Genomic DNA, 2,697 nt, shown 5'->3' on the forward strand with positions numbered 1-2,697 from the left:
ACGCAGCTGCATACCCACCCCTGGTTGTGACATGGCTGTTCACCGCCGTGGTTTTGTCAACCGTTCCGTAAACCTCCCCCCCCCCGATGCCGGCGCTTGCAAATTTACCACTGGTATCGACCGAGCTTTTCACCGCCGTGGTTCTGACAACCGTTCCTCTAACCAACCCCCCTCCGATGCCGGCGTCTGTATTCTTACCCCAGGTTTTGACATGGCTGTTCACCGCCGTGGTGTTGTCAACCATTCCTTTAACCGTCCCCCCCCCGATGCCGGGGTATGCAAATTCACCGTAGGTTTCGACCCTGCTGTTCTCCGCCGTGGTGTTGACAACCCTTCCGTCAATATACGCCCCCCCGATGCCAGCGTTTCCTTGCCGACTCCAGTTTTTGACACTGCTGTCCACCGCCATGGTGTTGGCAACCGTTCCTGTAACATACCCCCCCCCGATGCCGGCGTCTGAATACAAAGCCCGGACTGAGACATGGGTTTTCACCACCGTGGTGTCGTCAACCGTTCCGTGAACCACCCCCCCCCCGATGCCGACGTAAACACGAAAACCATTAGTGATGTCAATACGAACATCTTTCGCCCGGATATTACTGACTGTGCCAGTATAATCAACAACACAGGCTGCTAACCCAGTCGTCCTCTGGGAATTTATATTGGCACCAGTAAAGTGAAGGTTCCTGATGCTGCCTTTCAGAGTGTCAACAAAACAGTCAGACAGGCCGCTGATGGTATGGCACTGCCCATCGTACTCCCCAGAGAATGCACCGGGAATACGACGATGACCATTAGTGACAACAATATCTGCTGTCTGTTGATAGGTACCGTCCAGTGGATAGTCGCGATCTCGACCAATCTTGCCCAGGGTTTCTGCATCATTAATCTGTTTCGAATTGGCATACTGAAAAGAGCTGGCCAGCGTGCCAAGGGCAAGCAGTCCTTTGGTTCCCTGACTCCCTTGATAGCGGGCCGTGGATGTCTGTTGAAGGGGTACGTCTTTCGAGCCGGTTTCTTTTTCCTGAGCCTCTTCCCGGATTTCTTTTGATGTCTGTGGTAATTCCGGTTTTGCATCCGGCCCGGGCAAACCGCTCCCGGACCAGGCATTGGCCATATCTTTCACCATGAAAAGGATGGAACTCGACGGCAGGATAGTTGCTGTGGCCAGTCGCACAAGATCTTCCACTGCTTTGCGGGAATTGAAACCGAGGTGAGGATCTTCCGTTGGAATCAATGATTTCGCAAATGCTTTAGCAACAGCAACGCCATGGCCGAGCCAGGAATGTTCGTTGCCATTCCCTGAACATTGGGAAGCGCTGTCGCAAATTGGTTGCTGAATGATGGGTTGCTGAGTGGGTTGCTGAATCATAAACAGGGCTCTTGATGCTGTAATGCATAACAGTAAATTAGAGAGTGCACAAAAAGTTACCGGACACTCTCTTATTCGAAAATGCAGTGTCGTAAAAGTTCCCGGTTTATTTTTTTTATTTAATGGTACGTGTTGAAGCCGTCGTGTTATTTTTATAAATGAATGGTTGTATATATTTGAATGACTGTAAGACCAATGGACATTAGCGAAAAACTTTTTAATCACTATCCAGAGTTTGCATAGAACACGCAGCCAATATCAGCATTTAAAAATGGCCGGGAAATGGCAGCCTGGCTTGGACTGGTAATCAAACAGCAGTCTACCGGTGGCGTACCCACCTTGCCGGGGATCAGTAAACGGGCCTACCTGCGAACCCTGCTGATACACGGTGGCAGAACCGTTGGCAGGGTGGCCGATAAACACGACGATCGACGTAATAACTGGATTAAAGAGCTTGATCAGGGCCAGGGGCATTGAGACCTCACCCCAAAGGCCGGTCTCTTATTAAGAGAGTGGAAGCATTACTCTTTAATCATGATGGAAAACTTTTCCTTACAAAGCGGGGCGGACCATATATGACCCCAAACCTTCCGAGATGCAGTTTAACCAGCAGATTAACCAGCTGAACCAGCGGCAGCTGGATCTGAAGCTGCTGCTGAAATATACGGATTTTGCCGAAATCAACTGGCAGCCCCTGGCCATTCAGATCAACAGTCTGGAACAGGAAAAGCAGCAGCTGAAAACCCTGCAATGGGAAGACCTGCCCCGCCATGAGCAACGGTTTAAACAGATGCTCAATGAAGGCACCATCCACAACATGGCCATGTTCCAGAACTGGCTGGATCATCAGCAACAAACCATCCGGGATAAAATCGCCACCATTAACCGCTCCCTGGCGGCCATTGACTACAGCGAAGTCACCTATATACGACTTGTGGCGGACAACCACCGGGACCCGGAGATCAACCAGTTCAAAATCGACCTGCGCAACTGGTTCCTGTTCAATGCCTCGGAACGCTACCGGGAAGATGACTCGGAAAAAGAGTTTTATTCCGATGCCGGTGGCAAATCCGGTGGCCAAAAGGAGAAACAGCAGGAACAGGAGCGCCTGCTGCAGGAAACCATAAGCCAGCACAGGGCAGAAGCCATTAGCTAAATGATTACTCTCACCGAACTACAGAAAAAATCCCTGCGCCCCTGGAGTTCCGGGGCGTTTCTGAGAAGTGTTTTGCGGGGAAAATCCCTGTTCCCGCTGGAAATCACGTTTCGCAAACCGTCCGGTAAAGTGCTCAGCCAGGAGTTTGTCAAGGTTCGGGACTGGATAG

General features: G+C 51.0%; 3 protein-coding genes and 1 pseudogene. 3 read left to right on the forward strand and 1 reads right to left on the reverse strand.

Features of this window, described 5'->3' with window-relative positions:
• On the reverse strand, positions 1 to 1,372 hold a 1,372-nt coding region (locus tag J7438_RS25020; protein ID WP_209278768.1), incomplete at its 3' end, for a M26 family metallopeptidase.
• 264 nt (positions 1,373 to 1,636) lie between these two features.
• Between J7438_RS25020 and J7438_RS25025 the strand changes: the two are divergent.
• The 3 genes and pseudogenes from J7438_RS25025 to J7438_RS28545 all read left to right on the forward strand — a co-directional run.
• A pseudogene (locus J7438_RS25025) lies at positions 1,637 to 1,778 on the forward strand (transposase); the annotation flags it as partial.
• Positions 1,779 to 1,967: 189 nt separating this feature from the next.
• Entirely contained in the window at positions 1,968 to 2,528 is a 561-nt protein-coding gene (locus J7438_RS25030; RefSeq protein ID WP_209278769.1) for a hypothetical protein, read from the forward strand.
• On the forward strand, positions 2,529 to 2,697 hold a 169-nt coding region (locus tag J7438_RS28545), incomplete at its 3' end, for a DUF3322 domain-containing protein (protein WP_209278770.1).

The sequence above is a fragment of the Thalassotalea sp. G20_0 genome (genome assembly GCF_017744175.1).
In the GTDB taxonomy this organism is placed as follows: Bacteria; Pseudomonadota; Gammaproteobacteria; order Pseudomonadales; family Endozoicomonadaceae; genus Endozoicomonas.